Genomic DNA, 15,441 nt, shown 5'->3' with positions numbered 1-15,441 from the left:
GGTTCCTGACCGGGGTGCTTGTGAAGTGCCGCGCGGCCCGCTAGAATCTGCGCCCCTGCTGAGGCGTTTGCCGATGGCAGGGATCCGGAGAGGTGTCCGAGTGGTTGAAGGAGCACGCCTGGAAAGTGTGTAAGCGTCTAAACCGCGCTTCGGGGGTTCGAATCCCCCTCTCTCCGCCAGATTACGCAAACCCCTGTTTACGCAGGGGTTTTTGCTTTTCTGGGGTGACCTTCGGCGGGACACAAATCGGGACACATCTCTCGATGCGCATCCCACACCACCTCGTTCGCGCGCCCTCAGGGCTCTGGTCTTTCCGGCAACGGGTCCCCATCGATCTCCAGGCCCTCGTTGGCCGACGCATTTTCAAGCGCACCCTGCGCACGTCCGAGCTGGCCGTGGCCCAGTTGCGCGCCCTGCAACTGGCGGCGCGCTATGCTCAAGCCTTCGACGTGTTGAGGGAGCAACGCATGGGAATCAAGGAAGAGGACATCGACGCGCTGCTCAGGCGCCTGACCGATGGCGACCCGCTACAGCAGTTGATCTTGAACCGGACCAAGGCCGCAGACGGGACGGTGACTGAGCACTGGCAAATCGATACCCCAGAGGACGTGACGCTCTATCGGCAGTTGATGGAGCTTTCTGCCTCCCAGCCCAGTGCGCTGGGTGAGCTGATTCGAGAGGGCGTGCCGCCCATGCCCGTGGCCCGTCGGGTCACCAAGCCTGCCGTGGAGACCATTACCCTGGGCAAGGCCCGGGACGCGTGGCTGGCCAGCATTCAACCCGGCTGCCTGCCCAAGACCTACACGATCAAGAAGACCGCCGTGGAGGCACTGGTGTCCTTCTTGGGGGACAAGGCGAAACTCCACTCGGTCACCCGGTCCGACTTGGCTCGGTGGTATCAGCACATGCGGGACGGGGGCGCGGCCACCCCAACCCTGACCAACAAACAGTCTTACATCGGCGGCAAGGGCGGGTTCTTCGAGTGGGCCATGGCCTCCGGCCACTATCCCAAGGGGGACAACCCGGCCGCAGGCCATGTGACCTACACCACCCGCGAGAAGCGGGCGAGGAAGAGGTTTGGCTTTAAGGCCTATGACAGCCACCAGGTCCAAGCGCTGTTCGCACCGGCCGCGTTCGAAGAGCTGGCGCTTTCCGCCCGCTGGGCCTCGTTGTTGGGCCTCTACACGGGTGCCCGGGCCTCTGAGGTCGGCCAGCTCCTGGTGGAGGACGTGTTAACCGTGGAAGGCCTGCCCTGCATTAGGATTTCTGACGAGGGCGAACATCAAAAAGTGAAGACCGAGGTCAGCCTGCGCACCATCCCCGTGCATCCGGACCTCATCGAGCTGGGATTCTTGGATTGGGTGAACACCCTGCGCGCCGACAAGGCCCCAAGGCTTTTTCCCGCCGCGAAGGCGAACGCGAAAAACGGGGCAGGCAACTGGATCACCAAAGCGTTTGGTCGACACCTTGAACAGGTCGGGGCCAACTGGCCGGGAGCGAAAAGGGGCTTCCACTCGCTCAGGAAAACACTGATTCAGGAGCTTCAAGGCGCTGGCGTGGTGTCCGAACTCCGGGCCCAGCTGGTGGGCCATGAGCTGGACGATGAGCACCATGCCACCTACAGCCGCAGCTTCACGGTCCGGGAAAAGCTGGAAGGCCTTAAAGGCGTCTCGCCGGGGTTAGCCGTCCTTTCCTATGGACTCAATCTGTCAGCCCTCACAGGGCTGCTTAAACAATGAACAAGCCCGGGCTTGCGAATGCTGGACAGCATGGTAAATAGGAAAAGACGGGAAACCCGAGACTACCAAGACCGACAGGGGGCATACGATGTCGTTCAACACCGAAAAATACTCTCGCTCCATTACGTTGGCCTGCCCCACATGTGCGAGCACGCAGTTTGAATACGACGAAGAAGAGACTTCCGGCGAAGCACCAATGAAGTGCGCAGGCTGCGAACGAGTGTTGACCCGCGATGAACTGAAAGAGGCCAACGCAGAGAACATTGAGGAGCATCTCAATGAGGTCAAAAAGCAGGTTACGCAGGACCTACAAAAGCACCTGCATGACACTCTGAAGAATGCATTTCGGGGCAACAAAAACTTCAGGATTAAATGATGCCTATCAGCTTTGACACGGGCGATGTGATTGCGGCGGCAGCGCTGGCGTTGTCCGCCGTCGCGACCGTGATGACTCTTTTGTTCAACAGGCGTCAGAAGAAGTTGAACGAAACTCAAGAAGAGCTCAACCGGCTTCTCATGGCTAAAGAGTCTGTGGAGGCGACCAACGCAAAGAAGGCCGACCTGGGGGCCTCGTTCAACAAGCTGGGCAGCAACAAATATCGCCTCAAGGTGTTCAACAAGGGCAAGGCCGTTGCCCGAAATGTGCGCCTGGAACCTCTGGAGGGCACGGATTGCCTCATGCAGTCGGACATAGACTCCAAGTTCCCACTGGAGCAGATGGAGCCGCATCAGTCGGTCGATCTCATCGCGGCGGTGCATTACGAGACGCAAAGCAAGCAGCCCGTCCGACTGATTTGGTCCGATGACCACAAAGACCACAATGAGAAGGTGGTCTACCCCACGATCTAGCTAGTGTCGGCGTTTGCCCGATGGAATCTAAGCTCGAGAGCCCCCCCTCTGCCTAGGCATTGGAAGGCAACTTCCAGATCTGTGAACCAAAGCAGATTCCGTCCCTTGCCAATCTTGGATGAAGTGCTTCGATGTGAATACCTTCACAATGAGAGCTTCAGAGATCCAATGCCTGCCAACGTAGAACTTCGCATCGCCAGCCGCATTCTTCCGGCACTCATGGCGCAGAGCGGGACCAGAGATGTCGCCGAGCGCGAAGCCGACATCCAACATGCCTTGGATGTGGCAGCCGCGCTGATGCGCCGGTTCGCCGCATCCCCTGCTGGCCAAGCGCAACAAGCCTATGTGCCCAGCACCGGAGCGCGACCTGCCCCGAGGGCTGCGACCGTGAGCCGTGATCAGGTGCCGCCTACCTTCGTTTCGCAAGAGGAATGGCGCAAGGCACGCGGCTTGGCCCCTGCCCCCTCTCCTCGAAAGCCGTCTGGACCCACGATCCACTGAAAGACAAAGCCCCGCATCTGCGGGGCTCTTTCATTCAATGGAGGGTTGGCGGCCGCGGCCTCAAAACTGGCATTGGGGTGTCCACAGCAACCGGCGGGATGGCTTGGTGCTCAATAACGAACTGGGACGGCGAAGGCATGCCCTCCAACTCCTCCGCCTTGCGAAGGATGTCTGCATCCACCTCTGCCAGAGCTTCAGCCGACCCTCGCAATCGAGCCTTCTCCAGCTCCTTGGTCCGCTGCTCCAAGGCAGACAGGCGGCGCTCCCGGCGCTGCGTCCATTCGGGCCGGGAATAGCCGTTGGTCCCCATGGGGTAGTCGGAGTTGAATCGCTCCCATTCGTGTTGAGCGAGGTGCCACAGACGCTCCGCCCTCCCCAGAGAAACCAATCGCAATGCGCGCCCCAGGATTGCGGCTCGCAGCGCCCGCACCTGGACAACCGCCGTGGCAATCCACTGCCGCAAGGGGACCGTCTCTCCGGCCCTTGCCAGTTCGGCTTGTGCCCATTCAAGCCCGGCACCGATGCACTGGGTCGACAGGTCTGCCCTGGCGCGCGCGATGTCTTGGAGGTCGCGCAGGGCCTGAGCCACCCGCTCGGCGAGACTGATGGGGCGCTGGCCTTCGGTTACGTCGTGCTGGCGGCCCAGGACCTGAGGGAGCCGCATCCCGGACACGCCTCGAATCTCCAACCCAGGAGCCAAGCTGTGCATGGAGGACGGTCGGCCACCTGGGCCGTGACCGACCGACGCCGACATGGGGAAGGCTCTGCCCTCACGCCCAGCTTGAATGGTGAGATGGTCCAGATGCTCGGCGTTGTCCGCTTCAATGGCGTCATTGCCTGCGACCAGCCGGCTGTCCATGCCCTTTCGGGACAGCGCGGCGGCCGCTTTGCCCAAGTGCTTGGTCGGCTCTCGAGACAATGCCATCGCTTGGAGCTCGTCACCCCGGTCCGAAGCTGCCCGCGCCTGCTCCGCCAAACTGCGGTGGTCGATCGTGACGGTTAGGCCAGCCGCTTCAAGGTGGGCGTTGGTCGTTTCAGCGACCATTTCTCGAACCCATTGAACCTGCACTTTCCCCGACACACCCCCATCGAGCTCGCGAGTTTTCTCGCCAAACCCATCCGGCCCAATGCGCCTGGTGCTGGCCAGCAAGTGGACGTGATGGTTGAGCCCGTCCGGGATCCCGGGGGAGTGAATGCTGGCTTGGATGGCGAACTGGTAGCGATCCACCAACGCCTCGGCAATGGAAAAGGCGAGGTGTGCCCGCTGTTCGTCCGAAAGCTCATGGGGCAACGACAGCTCGAACTCCCGGGCTACCGTGGCGTCTTTTCGGCGCTCGGCGGCCTCCGCGACGGCCCAGAGTTCGCCGGGCACCAGCGCCCAATCCGGTGCATCTGGGGGCGCGAGACAAAAGGTTTCGACAACGCCGCTCCTGCGGCGGTAGTCGTGCTGTTGCCCAGTGATGACATCGGAGAGCAGCAAGCCGCCCCGGTAGGCGGCTGCGGCCACTGCGGATTGGCCTTTGCCTCGGCTGAAGACTTTGATTGCGGTATGGAAGATGGCCATAAAAACTCCTGAAAACAGGAGTCTTTATGGATCAGCTTCTGCTTTTTGCAAGCCTCGGAGAGGCTTGGGGTTCCAGGGGCGAAGCCCTTGGCGCACGCATCCGTCAGGATGCCTAAGTGCGCTCTTGCACTGCAGGTTATCAGCCTGGAGCTATTAGGCCTGGCGCACTTCAAATGCGTTACCAAGCCGAAGCGCAACGCAGCTGTATAGAGGACTTAATGTGACAGTCATTGCTCCATCCAATCCAACCATTCCGAAAACCTGGCCAACGTATCCTCACTGAACTGCTCCTTCGTTAGCCTCCCCTCTACGACTTCGACAAAGAAGCGGTGCGCAAGGATCGGCTTGGAAAGCTTCGCTGCCTCAGCCCGCTTGGCGTTTGTAGCACCAGCACCAAGCTTGTTCCCGACAGCCACAACCTCCTCGAACTCGGCTGGGGAGAAAGCGTCCTCAATGCCCCCGCAACCCTTGAAGAGGAGGATACGCTTCTTGTATTCGTCGGCACCCAGCTGCCACTTGTCGCGTAGGTGCCTAGCGACCCTTTTTCCCTTCTCGTCATCATCGAGAGCTGCCTTGAACTCCAGACGCCAAGCTGTGAGCAAATCGGCAACTACCTTGATGTTATCCGCCCCGTTGCACGCCACGAGTGACAAGCCACGGCCTTTGCCAGTCAGTAGCACGAACGCGGAAAAGTAGAAGTAAGCGCTGTTCTCCTCGAGAAGTATGTTCCCCCTCCGTTGAATCAGCTGCTGAGCAGAAAGATCGGTCCCCATCACTGCCAACACTGGCGCCAACGTCAGCTGGGAGGATGCCGCCAGCTCCAACCCCCTCCTCACAATGGTGTTGCTGTCCTCGTCATCAGCATCACGCTCAACCGCGAGGATCCTATCAATGCGCTTATGGTCAATAAGGTAGGGGCTGTGAGTGCTGTAGAGCACAGGTATGTCGCTACCCAAGTTCTCGACAAGACGCAGCACATCTTCTTGAGCCGTCGCATGCAGGTAAGCACCGGGCTCATCAAGCAACAACACAATGGGATCGCCGTCCTTTTGTGAGGCCGTCAGGTGAAGAAAGAAGGCGACATACCACCTTGTCCCCTTACTGCGCTGGGACGGATGCAACTTCTCGCCGTCTGCTTCTGATATCCAGAACCTCAGGTAGGCAGCACCCGCCCTTGCATGTGTGGGTGGATGCCTAGAGAACTCAACTTCGATCTTGATCTTGCCTCGCTGCCCCAAAACCTGCCGCCAGTAGTCAGCAAGGCTCTTGTTGATGACGCGGACACCCGCCGACAGCACAGATGCTCTATCACGATCGTCCTCAACCAGCAGGTCTTCCAGTTCAATCCCAGCACTGAGCAGGAAGTTATCCGCACCCTCATGCTGGCTGCCTTCAAGCCACTCCTTCTTCGCTTCGTCTATGTCGACCGTGTTAGGAAGATAGGAGTCTTCCTCTCTGAACAACACAAACAGAGGAAGCTTTTTCCAAAAGCTATCGATGAAGGTATCGCAACCCGATGAAACGAAGGCTTTCGCTTCAGTTTTAGTGTCATCCCCAGAAGCGGCCGGCATCGACTTCGTGATGGCTACCTCAATGAGCTTCAGCACGTCTTGCTCAAGTCGAAATACACGTCTGGAACCGCCTGTCCCGCTACGGATAAATCGCGAGATGAAAACAAGGTTCTCTCTTCGATCCTTAAGAGCGTCATTCACAGCAGCTGCGCAGTCTCCTGGCAACTCTGCGCAGACCTCTGACAACTCTTCTGCTGTTAATGAGACCCGGAGTGCGGCTCCAGACAATCCACCGCCTCGACGAAAGTCATCTGAGCTGACGTTGCCAGAAGAACCGAACGCCGCGTGAAGCGCATCCAAAATGGCGGATTTCCCCGATTCGTTTTGACCCACTAGAGCCGTCACGCCATCGACCGAAAAAGGAAGCCATCCTGTAGTCGCGATTGAACGAAACTCCTCCACCTTGAACGAAATCAACTTCATGATTCCCCTGAACGCTCTGGCCTAGTCTCAGCGGATACTACGACCATGGGAGGGAAGGCTCAACGCCAAGGGATGCTGAGCCATAAATCCGGATAGGACTATGGCTTCATTAGTTCCGAACCTTCGCTTGCTGCCCCCCGCACCGCGCTGTAGAGGTGAAGTCGGCGAAAGCTCAAGAATAAGCAGATCATTTATCTTCCATTCATCTTGAATCTAGACCTTGCCTAACTTGGTGTTAGGAAAGTTCGGTTAAACAGTACGGTAATGACTCCGAAAAACAGCATCCCCACCAGACACAAGGCATTGATTTAAATGTGAATTTCAGCGCACTTTGGGCCGGTACGATTGGCAAGGTCGAGGCGCAAAGTGGCACCTCTCAGGCGATGCCTTAGGCCGTGCATAAAAAGCCGATTTTTCGTTGACGATTTTTAGGCCCGCAGTATCTGTACTTCCATCCTTCAGATGGAAGCAACGCAGTGACCTCCTCCACCTCGCAATACCTCAACTCCTACCTCGCAGACCCAACCGGCACGCTCAAACTGACAGACGTTCGCATCGGCCGCGTTCGCATCGGTGAAATGATTGTCACTGGTCGCGAAGCCGCGATCCACGCGCAGGAAATCATCAACGACGCCTGCGAGCGGACCCGGCGAGCTCACCTTGGAAAGGGTGGCACGCGATACCCAGAGCCGCTCCCCGTCGCTGCCCCTGCCCGTCTGCTCTCGATAGAGATCAACGACTACCTCGCTGACCGGGAGCGCATGGGCCTGGCCCGCAACACCATCGAAGCCACGGCTCGGACACTGAAGTTGCTCCAGATGGCCTGTGGGGACGTTCCCGTTTCTCGCATCGACCATGCCCACATCTACCGGTTGTGGGATCTCCTGCGCTGGGCCCCGCCGCTCTTACTGTCTGACCCCATGTATCGCAACTGGACATTCGAACAGGCGGTCGCCAAGGGCAAGGCCTTATGCGTCGACCCGCCAGCCCCTGCCACCGCTGAGAAGCATCGTAGATTTCTTGTCACCTTTTTCGGACGCCTGGAAAACGCCAAGGCCATCGCGGCGTCGCCCATGAGAGTCTTCGCGGAGGTCAAGAAGGACTTGGTGGTGGATCCCGACAAGGCAGAGAGGTTGTTCGATGAGGCGGATCTTCAGCGCATTTTTGCGCCGCAGACCTTCATCCCTTGGGCCGTCAAAGCCCCGCATCGCTGGTGGGTTCCCATGATTGGCCTCTATACCGGCGCACGTATCAATGAGGTCGCGCAGCTGAAGCTGGCAGACATTGTGCAAGAAAGCGGGGTGTGGTGCATCCGTATCCAAAAGACCGTCGATAGCGACCTTAGCCACAAGGACCGGAATCGAAGCCGCCAAAGCCTAAAAGGCAAAGCCGCAGTCCGCACACTGCCCATTCCCCAACCACTGCTCGACTCCGGTTTCCTAGCATTCGTAGACGACATTCGGGCGTGTGGGCATCCAAGGCTTTTCCCTCACCTGTCTGCCGGCGTGCGACGCGATACCGGTGAGACCAACGCCCGTTACAGCCAAGGCGTCCTCAACCAGTTCAGCCGATACCTGAAAGGTTTGGGCTTTCCTCCAGGCGTTGGATTCCATGCCTTCCGCCACACCATCGCCACGGAGCTGCACCACAAGGGTGTGGCTGATGAGGACATCGCCTTGGTCACCGGTCACTCCATCAGCAAGAAGGTTCCGGTCTTGCATGAGGCGTATTTCCACAAGAAGCCAGCATTGGCACGAACGAAGCAGATTGCGGTTCTGGAGCAGTATCGCCCCGATGTGGTGCTGCCGGTCTACCAGGCGGGGCAGTTCAAGGGGGCGTTGTCTGACCCTCGGAAGTTCTATCCTTGATAGCCTCGCGCAGCATCGGGGCCAGATGAAATGTTGGCCCGGGCGTCCTCCAGGCCTACGTTAGGGTTGATAATGGGCCTCCTCATCGGAAGAGGCCTCAACGTGACCTACGATCAACTCGCAAAGATCGCTGCCAGCTTTGGATTGCGAGACTCCATGGTGCATATCTGGGCCTACAGCCTGCACATCGGCCACGGTTATGGCCTGCCCATGGAGTATGCCCACTCTCGACCAGGGCTGCCCGATCAGATCAGACCGTATGTCTTTGAGTTCTACTTGGATCTCTACGTAAGAGAAATCCTCCAACATGCGGGGCCCTCAAAAGGGGCGCGCCGGTCGTTACGCAACTGGACTGACCTCGGCACCTTACACAATGCCATTCGGAGCTACAGCGAGTTCAAGGCAAAGTGCGACCTCGACATCTGGACAGCGATGCATCGAATCGGGCACCAGCAGTTGCCTCATTTCGATCGCTTTAGCGCTGCCTACTTCGGCCGCTACTGGTCGCTCTACAAGCGCGGCCGCCTTTCAAACATTGTATTTAAAGCCCTAGGGCTGACCTCTGAGGATTACTTCCTCCTGGCTGGGGCTACCCAGGCGCTGTTTATGCGGAACTATGAAGTGGCGCTGATGCCGCAACTGGCTATGCTTGGCCTGGACTCGTCTGCGGTGGCGGCAAGGGTGGCCGCCATCAGCGGCACGCCCAAGCTACTGCGGAACCGCTGTGCTCTGGATGCTCGTTACGACTCATCTTGGGACTACACTCCGAATCCTATGGTCGTGAAGCCCCTGATCCAGCTTCGCTCTGACGCTCCCGATCGCCTGACATGTCCACGGCCTTCCTTATTAGGTAAGCGCCTTCTGGCTGGGCTCTTCTATGACTTAGCTGATGCCGACGGCTTCGCCCAAGCGTATGGCGATGCCTTTGAGGAACTAGTAGGCGATTGCTTTAGCCACCTAACCGGTAAGGCGACAGCTGAGCGTCCTGCCCCGTATTTTGTTGGCAAGGCAAAGCACCACGGAAGCGACTGGCTGCTTAGGGACACATCCACAAGTCTTTTTGTGGAGTGCAAGACCATGCGCATTCCCGTCCCAGCAAGGCTTGCGGCGGATCCCGGCGATCTGGAGTCCGGACTGACGCGCCTGGCAAAGGCGGTCGTTCAGAACTATCGCAACATTTTGGATGCAACATCAGGGCGCGCTGGCATCAAGCTGCCGGATGGAGCTATCTACTCCCTGATAGTGACACTGGAGGACTGGATTCTCTTTAGCCATAAGTCGGTGGATGCACTCACCAGCCTCGTGGAGAAAGAGCTGGAGGCACGAGGGATGGATACTGACCTCCAGGAGCGTTATCCCTTCTCCATCGTCAGCTACGCTGCACTGCCAGAAGTGGTTGACTCCATCAGTGAGCATGGCCTGCGCATCTTTACCGAAAAGTCCAGCCATCGATTCAAGGGCTACCTCTTTCCTCAGTTCTTAAAGGATGCCGATCTCGGTAAAGAGGGCACGGCAGCCTCCATGTTTGACCGTGAATGGGAGGATTTGATGGGACGACTCAGCTCTAGGCTCCCAACGGCTACCATCACGTAACTATGTCAAGGCTTCGCTTTGTGGCGAGCATGACCCGTGGCCGCACTCTTGGAGACCATCGGCCTGGCGCTTTGTTTAGCAATCGAAGCCGCACGATAGGCTGACCCTTCTGCTAGCCGCTCTTCGCCCAGCAACAACAAATGGATGGGCGGGTTCGGCTTCTGCCGCTGAACCGTCAGTCGGCCCAAGAGGTGCGCGATCCCGTCGTTGTCATCGAACTCTCCCCTCAAGAGCCTGCGCCATGCAGACGCCAATAGGTCCGCCACTTGAACGCCAGGAACATCATGCGAGCGCACAAACTTCGAATCCCGCAGGACTGCGCCCAAGTTGACCGCTGACTTGATGGTGTGGCCAACCGCTTCTTGAAGGTAGGTTGGAATGTCCTCAGGTGCGGTTCTAAATCGCTTCTCGAAGTGAGAGTAATCGAAACCCTCCACAAAGATCCCAGGGTCGCGCAGCGACTTGGCCTGGATAAGTCCAGGGGCCATATGGGTCAGCGTTTGCTCAAACAGCGGACGGGCTGAGTTCTTCTCATCCATGCGCCACTTGAAGCTGCTCAATGTAGCCGGTAGCCGTTGGACGTAGTAGAGCGTAGTCATCCGATAGACCTGGTCCAACAGGTCTATCTGCGCCACCATTTGGGTGTATAGCTGTGGAGACAGACGCTCCAACCTGCCCGACAGATCATCTATGGAAGCACGCCCCTCTTCGTAGAGCATTTTGGGCCGGTTGGCTCGAACACTCTCGACCTGCTTCTTTTGATGGGCCAAAACTACTTTTGGGTCTTGATGGCCAAGGTCAATCGCAGAGATGAAGAGCGTTGCTTGAAACTTGCCAAGCTCGCCTAGAAAACGCTTTAGCTGCGCTTCCGACAAGTCTTTCAGTTTGACCTCATCCTGAAATCCGCGCTCCAAGCCCCGTTTGAGCAGGCCTAGGGACTGCTCTACGCGCTTCCTGGCAACCTCTGGCACGACATACCCCGCAACGACGCACCAACTGTCGCTTTTCGCAGCAGGAACGAAGCTGCCGGACTCATCTACGTAGATGAACATGTCCCCTCCCGGCCAAATAAAGTAGTTATGGTTTTTACCCACGACTTTGGCTGGCTGCGCTGAGTCGCTGGAAGCACGCAACCTCTGGCCACTGCCCCCTTGTCAGAAGGGGACAGTGTTTGGCTTTAGCACCGGAGTGACCGAGCCACCGCTCTCAGGTGCGCCGCCTCCGAACTCCCCCGTCAGTCGATAGACGAAGCTTGGATGACCATTTCGGTTGCTCTCTGTGGGACGATGCCTAACCAGCCCCCACTCGACCAGCTGTGAGATCCCAGCACTGACATGTTCGGGTCGCACGCGTGAGTAGCGCTGGAGCGTCTCATGCATGGCCAGCGCATCACCTGTTTTGCCATCACGCAAGAAAAGCAGGACGGGCAGAAGCTTCCAAGCCGCCAAGACAGTCACTCCTCTGTTGAACTTGAACTTCAGTGCCTGACTAGTCACAAACCTTGGAACCTGCCTAAAGGCATTCGGCGCGTGCAGAAGCTGCGTATAGCGGTTCCGATAGCCGTCACGTTCTACCTGCAACACGCCAGCCTGCTCCAAGGCCGACAAGGCTCTGCCCAACATCGGCCTAGCAAGAGCGGTGCGATCCTGCAGGAATGACATCCCCATCTCGACCTGGCGAGTATGGAAGTTCACCTCTAGCGCGAGCGCCAAATAGACCTTATGGGCGGCGATGTGCGTGCCCACCTCCCCATTCGCCCCGGTGAGGGAAGCCAACTTTCCAGAGTCCACAGCCGCTTTCGGGAAGCTTCCCCACTTTGTGCTCATTCTTTCCGCTTCCTGATTGCGGCCAAGACTACGTAAAGGGACATTCCCACCAGAGAAAGAGCCATTACGACGAGGAGCAATGCCGCAGCAAAGACCGGATCCGTCTGGGATGCCATGCGTTCAAAGAAGTCGAGGATGGACTGGAGAAGTGCCATAACTTGCCGCTCGGAGTTCGATGCTGGAAGTTTTTCTTATCCTCAACGGCAGTATCTAGATAGAGCTACACCCTATCAAAGCTAAAATTTCGCCACAAGCTGTTGATATTAAAGGATGCAGAGTCGCGCCATTGCCCATTCATCATGGTTCATGAGAAGGCGCGTATTGATCGCTCCCGTGAACCATGTTGGCCGCGGCCAGGCAGCTTGTTGCGCCTCCAGGTCAGTCCTAGCTTGACGGATCGGGCGCTTCAATCAGTGCTCGCAGGGCACGCACTCGCTCCTTACGGCTCATCCGGGACAGAGCCAAAATGGCATCCGCAATGACCTCATCTTCGGCAACCAAATAAGCCATCGGCAAGCCCAGCACTTCGGCCAGCTTCCCCAGTCCATCCAGGTCAATACCACTGACCTCGGTCTCGTATCTGTTAACCCGGCTACTGGCCAGCTTCTTATCAAGCCCCATCAGCACCCCCAACGCTCGCTGGCTGGCAATGCCGCGCAGTTCCCTGGCCTGCTTGAGGCGGGCAGCGAACAAAGAGCGGGGAGATGGCTTGGGCACGTGAACGAATATTGAAAAGCTGGGCCGACAGCATGACTTGCTCCTCCTCTGCATGGCAGACTCTTCATGAAATGTAGCACCCTCCCGACCAACCACAGGGGTTTTCATGAAGAAGAACCAGACAAGGATGGCCTCCACCTTGGCGGCCGCGCTGCTGTTGAGTGCACATGTCGTTTCCGCCCAGGAAGCCAGCCAGTCCAACCCGGAGTCAGGAAAGCCGGGCTTTTTCCGCCAGCTTGGGACCAGCCTGAAGAACGCCGGTCAGGAAATGATTGGAGTGAAGCCCACTGGAACTACCCGGAGGCAGGCCTCCGGCCCCCAGCCCATCTATACCCCGATCAGCGGTGCCGGAAAGATCCAGGGGCTGTTTCAATCCGACAACCACCAGCTCGCCCAACAAGGCCGACTGGACTGGCCGAGGGTGGCGTTGACGTTCCAAGAGTGGAGCACAACGCTGCCGTGTTGGACGGTCGAGGCTCGGATTTGGACCAGCCCCTCCGCGTCCACCACGGAGACCTTCCGGACCTGCGCAGATGCACCGGTGACGGTGACCGACGATCTCGGCGACACGGCGGAGTTCAACACCGCAGCTCTCTGGAAGGGGCGCGACACTCTCAATGGCATCCGTGTGGCGTCGAACAAGGCCAACACGGGGGCCAGCCGCTCTACCGGCCCTAATCCGCCGGCACAGCCCTTCGTCGTCAATGTGTCCCGTCCCGGCGTATCCGACCGCGCCGTCGATGTCGCCCTGCGCGTCGCCTGGGTCTCTGGGTTCATCCAGACTTCGGACCTCCATCCCGGGCCAAGCGGCCTGCTGACGCCTTTCAAAGATCCGCGACTGTGGATCGCGGGGTTCAAGCCCGACGGCAACCGCGACCGCTAACCCTACTCCTTCTCTACACGTCCGGGGCGGCCTCCGGCCGCCCCCTCATCACCCTCAAGGATTGACCCATGAACGCAAGGTTTCCCCTGGCCGGCTTGGCCATTGCACTGACCCTCTCTGCTTGCGGTGGCCCTCCTTCCAACGCTGATGCCCAGAAGGCACTGGCTACCCTGTTGGAGCAAAGCGGGGCCGGGCAGATCTCCGATGTCGCCGAGTTCGAGCTCAACGGATGCGTTGAAGCGAAAGACATGGCCGGATACCGCTGCGACACCAGCGGCAAGGTGGCTATCGACATTGGCGGCCGCCGGGTTCCGGTTCCTATCGGCAAGAACCTGCGCTACGTCAAAGAGGATGGGACTTGGAGGGCATACGCCAAATGAGCGTGCCGCCTCCCCCTCTGCTTGACCAGTCGGGGCCCGCCCGGCGCAAGTTGATCACACCCCGCGACAGGTTTTTCTGGTGGTATGCGCTTTCCCTGCTCTTCTTGGGACCTTTTGGGTTCATTGTCGGGCCGCTTATGGCCCGGCGAGGAACACGGAAGGTAGGACGCCTCTACCCGGCAGAAGCCCGGGTGGCCCAGGCGAGGGATTCGGGTTTCTCATGGTGGCAGTGGTGGGTCATGACCGTCCTGACCCTGATGGGCGCTGTCGGGGCCTTCGCTGTCCTGAGCGGGCTGCCGATGTTCCTGTTTGTAATCTGGGCACAACTGACTCAAATCTAAGCATCATCTCCAAAGAAGGCTTCCTCATGGGAGCCTTCTCGTTTCTGACGCTCAAACCGCTAGGGCTAGGCAGCGTCCTGTCTGCTACAACACTAGACTGAGAGTGCAAGGCGACGCTTCCACAGTCCCCGAGCCCTATAACAATCAGAACTCCACTGCCCCACCCCACTAACACCACCCCTAAGCGTGAAGCGCACTCTTTGATGTTCAGAATGGTGGTGTCCCCGGCGATGCTGCCTTGGTTTTCTCACCAATCCGCGTGACCAAAACCCAGACCTCGACGCCTTCCGCAAAGTCCTCACCGCTCACTACACCTACCGGATTCAATCAGGCCGAGAGTGAAGCCTTCTCGCAGAAACGAAAATGCCAGGCATCTACGCTTGACAAGCCCAGGTTGAGAGCTAGGGTGACTCTTGATTGGGCGAGCTAGTAAAAAATGGACGCGACAAAATATAAAACCCGCAGAGAGTCATTGCTTGCATGGATGGAACATCGCTCAGAGGCAGACATCTTGAGCGTAGTCGGAAGCATCGCTATGATGGCATTGCTTTTTCGTCCAGGCACTTTACTGGGCGCGATTGCCTGCTCTGCCGGAGGACTCATACTGGGCCTTCACCTACGCGGACTGAGATTACGGAGAATCTTCAGACATGCTAAAAGCGATACTAGAAAAGGAAGGCCCCGCATTGGCGGCTAGCGTGGCATTTGCTGTGCTTGTAACTATAATATACGCGCTTTGGATGCAGAGGAAGCAGCGCAATTTTATGGCAAATGGTGCGGCAGCAAACGTTCTCATGCACGCATTTGTGTTAATTGGCTCGTCAATACTCGGGATTCGAGTCATGTTAAAGCTGTCAAATAGTGAAACGATAACGCTAGGCTATTCCGACGTTTTGTTTTTGATTGTTGGCATTGTCGTGGCAGCATGGGGATCTCTTAGATCCATCATTATGCACTTCCTTAGCGCCACGAAGAAAAAACCTCCCGGCTGGGAGCCGAATACGGGAAATGCTACGGACTATTGAAGCCGTCCAAGGAATATCTTCCGCAGCAGAAGTAAAACATCACATTTCACTCCCAGCTTCTGTGCGGATGCGGCTATAATCAGGGTCACAACACAGGACACATGTCCGGTTTGCGATCTGTTGCATGGTCAAGGGGTTAGGGTCGGGTCGATCCGATCCCC

Annotated in this window: 14 protein-coding genes and 1 tRNA gene; 10 read left to right on the top strand and 5 right to left on the bottom strand. The window is 58.1% G+C overall.

The features are described 5' to 3' along the window. Positions 1-86 precede the first annotated feature (86 nt). From ACZLHH_RS04755 to ACZLHH_RS04740, 4 genes are all read left to right on the top strand, one after another. A tRNA-Ser gene (locus ACZLHH_RS04755) sits at positions 87-179 on the top strand. Between the two features lie 84 nt (positions 180-263). Beyond that, on the top strand, positions 264-1,739 hold the full coding sequence (locus ACZLHH_RS04750; protein ID WP_049462956.1) for a site-specific integrase: 1,476 nt from the start codon (positions 264-266) through the stop codon (positions 1,737-1,739). A gap of 88 nt (positions 1,740-1,827) precedes the next feature. Then, positions 1,828-2,115 carry an ECs_2282 family putative zinc-binding protein gene (locus ACZLHH_RS04745; protein WP_239684308.1) on the top strand — a complete coding sequence of 96 codons (288 nt, stop codon included), beginning with the start codon at positions 1,828-1,830 and terminating at the stop codon, positions 2,113-2,115. Next, a complete protein-coding gene (locus ACZLHH_RS04740) occupies positions 2,115-2,588 on the top strand; it encodes a hypothetical protein (protein WP_049462955.1) in 474 nt (157 codons plus the stop codon). Before ACZLHH_RS04745 ends, ACZLHH_RS04740 begins: the two co-directional genes overlap by 1 nt. A 535-nt stretch (positions 2,589-3,123) precedes the next feature. On the opposite strand, the gene ACZLHH_RS04735 is transcribed toward ACZLHH_RS04740, so the two are convergent. Both ACZLHH_RS04735 and ACZLHH_RS04730 read right to left on the bottom strand, forming a co-directional pair. Continuing rightward, positions 3,124-4,653 carry a MobA/MobL family protein gene (locus ACZLHH_RS04735; protein WP_049462954.1) on the bottom strand — a complete coding sequence of 510 codons (1,530 nt, stop codon included), beginning with the start codon at positions 4,651-4,653 and terminating at the stop codon, positions 3,124-3,126. Positions 4,654-4,880: 227 nt separating this feature from the next. Further along, positions 4,881-6,647, bottom strand: a complete 1,767-nt coding sequence (locus ACZLHH_RS04730) for an ATP-dependent nuclease (protein WP_080356572.1) — start codon at positions 6,645-6,647, stop codon at positions 4,881-4,883. A 476-nt stretch (positions 6,648-7,123) separates the two neighbouring features. Between ACZLHH_RS04730 and ACZLHH_RS04725 the strand changes: the two genes are divergently transcribed. Then, positions 7,124-8,515, top strand: coding sequence for a site-specific integrase (locus ACZLHH_RS04725; protein ID WP_049462952.1), 1,392 nt, complete (start codon positions 7,124-7,126; stop codon positions 8,513-8,515). A 102-nt stretch (positions 8,516-8,617) separates the two neighbouring features. Then, the gene (locus ACZLHH_RS04720; protein WP_239684307.1) at positions 8,618-10,108 is read left to right on the top strand and encodes a hypothetical protein; all 1,491 of its coding nucleotides are present in this window, start codon (positions 8,618-8,620) and stop codon (positions 10,106-10,108) included. 5 nt (positions 10,109-10,113) lie between these two features. Here ACZLHH_RS04720 and ACZLHH_RS04715 read toward each other — a convergent pair whose 3' ends face one another. The 3 genes from ACZLHH_RS04715 to ACZLHH_RS04705 all read right to left on the bottom strand — a co-directional run bounded on the left by ACZLHH_RS04715 (position 10,114) and on the right by ACZLHH_RS04705 (position 12,627). Continuing rightward, entirely contained in the window at positions 10,114-11,160 is a 1,047-nt protein-coding gene (locus tag ACZLHH_RS04715; RefSeq protein ID WP_049462951.1) for a DUF3800 domain-containing protein, read from the bottom strand. A gap of 102 nt (positions 11,161-11,262) precedes the next feature. Beyond that, on the bottom strand, positions 11,263-11,934 hold the full coding sequence (locus ACZLHH_RS04710) for a hypothetical protein (protein WP_239684306.1): 672 nt from the start codon (positions 11,932-11,934) through the stop codon (positions 11,263-11,265). A 384-nt stretch (positions 11,935-12,318) separates the two neighbouring features. Further along, positions 12,319-12,627: a helix-turn-helix domain-containing protein gene (locus ACZLHH_RS04705; RefSeq protein WP_049462972.1), complete on the bottom strand. Its 309-nt coding sequence runs from the start codon at positions 12,625-12,627 to the stop codon at positions 12,319-12,321. Positions 12,628-12,757: 130 nt separating this feature from the next. Between ACZLHH_RS04705 and ACZLHH_RS04700 the strand changes: the two genes are divergently transcribed. The 4 genes from ACZLHH_RS04700 (at position 12,758) to ACZLHH_RS04685 (ending at position 15,280) form a co-directional block, all read left to right on the top strand. After that, on the top strand, positions 12,758-13,534 hold the full coding sequence (locus ACZLHH_RS04700) for a hypothetical protein (protein ID WP_049462950.1): 777 nt from the start codon (positions 12,758-12,760) through the stop codon (positions 13,532-13,534). Positions 13,535-13,602: 68 nt separating this feature from the next. Beyond that, on the top strand, positions 13,603-13,914 hold the full coding sequence (locus ACZLHH_RS04695) for a hypothetical protein (RefSeq protein ID WP_049462949.1): 312 nt from the start codon (positions 13,603-13,605) through the stop codon (positions 13,912-13,914). Continuing rightward, positions 13,911-14,255, top strand: a complete 345-nt coding sequence (locus ACZLHH_RS04690) for a hypothetical protein (protein WP_049462948.1) — start codon at positions 13,911-13,913, stop codon at positions 14,253-14,255. Before ACZLHH_RS04695 ends, ACZLHH_RS04690 begins: the two co-directional genes overlap by 4 nt. Before the next feature lie 650 nt (positions 14,256-14,905). Continuing rightward, the gene (locus ACZLHH_RS04685; protein WP_152911156.1) at positions 14,906-15,280 is read left to right on the top strand and encodes a hypothetical protein; all 375 of its coding nucleotides are present in this window, start codon (positions 14,906-14,908) and stop codon (positions 15,278-15,280) included. Positions 15,281-15,441: the final 161 nt, after the last annotated feature.

Source organism: Stenotrophomonas sp. 28608_Sma (genome assembly GCF_056486185.1).
Note: the sequence above shows the minus strand (reverse complement) of the source record. Positions and strands in the feature narration are given on the sequence as shown.